Annotated in this window: 4 protein-coding genes; 2 read left to right on the top strand and 2 right to left on the bottom strand. The window is 35.3% G+C overall.

Annotated elements, in window-relative coordinates; translation table 11 throughout:
* Nucleotides 1-337: 337 nt before the first annotated feature.
* A complete protein-coding gene (locus WCP75_RS04870) occupies nucleotides 338-955 on the bottom strand; it encodes a LexA family transcriptional regulator (protein WP_336277117.1) in 618 nt (205 codons plus the stop codon).
* 108 nt (nucleotides 956-1,063) lie between these two features.
* Between WCP75_RS04870 and WCP75_RS04865 the strand changes: the two genes are divergently transcribed.
* Nucleotides 1,064-1,327 (top strand): helix-turn-helix transcriptional regulator, encoded by a 264-nt coding sequence (locus tag WCP75_RS04865; RefSeq protein ID WP_336277116.1) that lies wholly within the window; start codon nucleotides 1,064-1,066, stop codon nucleotides 1,325-1,327.
* Nucleotides 1,328-1,763: 436 nt separating this feature from the next.
* On the opposite strand, the gene WCP75_RS04860 is transcribed toward WCP75_RS04865, so the two are convergent.
* On the bottom strand, nucleotides 1,764-2,432 hold the full coding sequence (locus WCP75_RS04860) for a hypothetical protein (RefSeq protein WP_336277115.1): 669 nt from the start codon (nucleotides 2,430-2,432) through the stop codon (nucleotides 1,764-1,766).
* 71 nt (nucleotides 2,433-2,503) lie between these two features.
* Here WCP75_RS04860 and WCP75_RS04855 point away from each other — a divergent pair, with 71 nt between their 5' ends.
* On the top strand, nucleotides 2,504-2,977 hold the full coding sequence (locus tag WCP75_RS04855) for a crossover junction endodeoxyribonuclease RuvC (RefSeq protein WP_336277114.1): 474 nt from the start codon (nucleotides 2,504-2,506) through the stop codon (nucleotides 2,975-2,977).
* Nucleotides 2,978-3,059 lie beyond the last annotated feature (82 nt).

Genomic DNA, 3,059 nt, shown 5'->3' with positions numbered 1-3,059 from the left:
TGCTTCGTTGAATTATCGATACAAAGGATTTTTGTTGCGCCTTCTGTGCCTTCAAGAACCTTCAAAATATCAAATTCGTCATAGAATGGTCCCGATTTAGCAACGTGATCTCCATCATTGTAGACGACTAACAAAATTTCATCTGAATTTATAAAAATTGGCTTTTTCATAATTTTACCCCTCTAATGCCTGTAAGCGATTGCTTGTGTGATTTATATTTATAACTATAATTGTAAAATATCAAGCAAAAAATTATAAAAAGTTATAATTTAAAAACTGCAGTGACATTTTACTAAGTAAGAAAGGTAAGGGGGCGTACTTTTAATTCAGGTAATAATTAAGGACAATTGCGAATCATTCTGCCGTAAGCACCTTCTGGCAAAATAGCAAATATTTCTCCAATCCATATAATTTTAACGTTTTTAATAGGTAATGCATTCCATGAAAGAAGATCTATTTCTCCATTCATCCCCCTACTAATTTGCTTTATATATCTCTTATTGTCATGTGTTAAAACAACTACTTCTTTACCAAAAAAAGATTCTATTGTTTTGGTTTGACGCCGTCTAACAATAACCATGTCTCCATCTTTGTAAGCGGGGAGCATGGATTCTCCTCTAACTTCAAAAGCAATCATATCGTCAGGGAGAACAAAGGGAATTTCTACTTGTGCAAGACCTTCTTCAGGGATTTGCTCAAAACTTGGATCTATTTGTGTGCCTGCTCCGATATAACCCATGAGAGGTACGAAGGTTATGAAGTGATTCTCACCTGTTAATTCTCTGTATAGTTTTAAAATAGCGTCACGATTAGAGCCCCTAGGATCCGAATCTTTTAGCCATTTTGACACGGAAGCTTGTGTTACGTTTAACCGTTTAGCCACATCTTCTTGCGTTAAATTAAATTCGGTCAAAATCTTTTTCAAAATGTTTATAATATTAGATTTATTACTCATAGTTCTGCTTACCTTATTTTTTTATTATTGATAAAGATGAATTTTGTTGACTTTATATAATTATAATTATAGTAATTATTGAGGTGAAGCTATGATCGGAGTCTTTAAATGAATCAACGAGAAGATTTTAAGAGTCTTATTAAATCAGTACGGATCAAATTTAATTTGACACAATCAGAAATGGCAAAAATGCTTGGTGTAACTCAGGCTGCTGTTTGTAAGTGGGAAAAAAGGGGCTCTATCTCTCTAATAAATTACTTAAAGTTGCAGAAAAAGTTGGCTCAATTGCCAGATTGTCCTGGTTCTATGTCTTCTTTGGCTGCTGTCTCTACTGTTAACGATGAGCATCAACAGTTCAGCCCATACTCTTAAACTGGAGAAAAATAAAGGAGGGAAATAAGTAGATGATTCAAAGTATAATGATGGGAACATTAAATGTCATAGTCACGCTTTCCTATGCATCGCTACTCTTTTGTATTTGGCAATATCGAAAAGAAATTAAAATTCTTAGGAAAGAGATTGAGGAACTACAAGAATTTTTTCAAAAAAAGCAATCAGAATACGCTCTGTCATAGCGTCTATATAAGTACATAATAGCTTTAAAGGGGGGAAAACATGAAAAGAACACCAGGTTATACTTTCAGCTGTTCAGAAGGTTTAATACATGCAATAGGCTTTCCAGATGGTTGTACAATCGTTTTTGATAATTCTGATTGGAGTTTTTCGTTTGATGAATACAACCATTTAATAGCAAAAAATGATTTAGGATCAATGTTGTACTTAGAGATACACGGAAATACACAAACTTTCAAAGAGAAGTTTCAGGGATTATTTGAGAAACACAATAAACGGTCTGCATATTAAATGAAGCACTTCGTAATTGATATGCCTTTAATTTATCTGTTGCATTTTCCATTTCATCCCATACCGATTGGATTCGTTCAGCTTCTTCTACAGAAGAATACAAAAGTGCTTCTTCTAGATAAATATTAGCACTAAAAATTCTTGTAAAATCGTATGTCGGAGAAAATTGAAAAGTGAGTTTAACAGAAGCCCAGCATGAACGATCAATGTCTGCCCAAAATTGTATTCCTATAATGGCAAAACATTTTGTCTGGGCTGGAATATTCATGTTTTTCAGAGATACTTTTAAAGCCGGCATTGCAGGTGGGGTTATAAGATGAAGTCTATCTTCGATATTATGGGAGTAAGGAAGAGTAGGTGCATTAAATCTGCCAACAGAAAGAAATACTCTAGGACAAGAATTAGTATGCGCCTGATCAATAGCAATATCTTCTTCCAAACAGCAGACAGCAGAAACAGAACGCAATTTAATATCAAAGGGGGTTACATTATGAAAATTAAGCCATGCAACATCATCAGCAAAATCTTCATAACAAGATGTAATATATAAAGGTTGCAGTGGAATGCTGTTTGTTTGATTGTTTTTGTTTCGAATTGCATCATTATCAGGCATTTTCCCCCCTTACTTCGAAAATAGCTGCCATTGAACAGCATTATAAAAATATTCTTGTGATGGAATTTCAGATGATTAACACGATTCTTTGCCTTGATCTAGGTACGAAGACGGGTTGGGCGATATGTGGTGCAGATAATCACATAATAAGTGGAACAGTTAGTTTTCAACCACGTCGCTTTGAAGGCGGTGGTATGCGCTATTTGCGCTTTAAACAATGGCTCACAGAAATCATGATGGTAGCAAGCAAAATTGAATCTGTATATTTTGAGGAGGTGCGTCGTCATGTGGGGACTGATGCTGCTCATATTTATGGAGGCTTGTTAGCGACTTTAACAGCTTGGTGTGAAGATCACACAATTCCTTATGAAGGTATCCCTGTTGGTACAATTAAGAAGGCAATGACAGGGAAGGGAAATGCTTCAAAAGAAGAAATGATTAGGGCAATGCACGCAAAAGGGCATGCGCCTTGTGATGATAATGAAGCAGATGCTTTAGCAATTTTACATTTAATTAAAGGGAGGGAAATCGGACATGTCAACTAAGTTGTCTTGGACGAGACTTAACGCAGGCGAATGGATGAATGAGGTCTCTTGTTTATCTCCAGAAGAGAAATGTATCTATGTG

The sequence above is a fragment of the Bartonella numerosa genome (assembly GCF_037070845.1).
GTDB lineage: Bacteria > Pseudomonadota > Alphaproteobacteria > Rhizobiales > Rhizobiaceae > Bartonella.
This window is presented reverse-complemented; position numbering and strand designations above follow the sequence as displayed.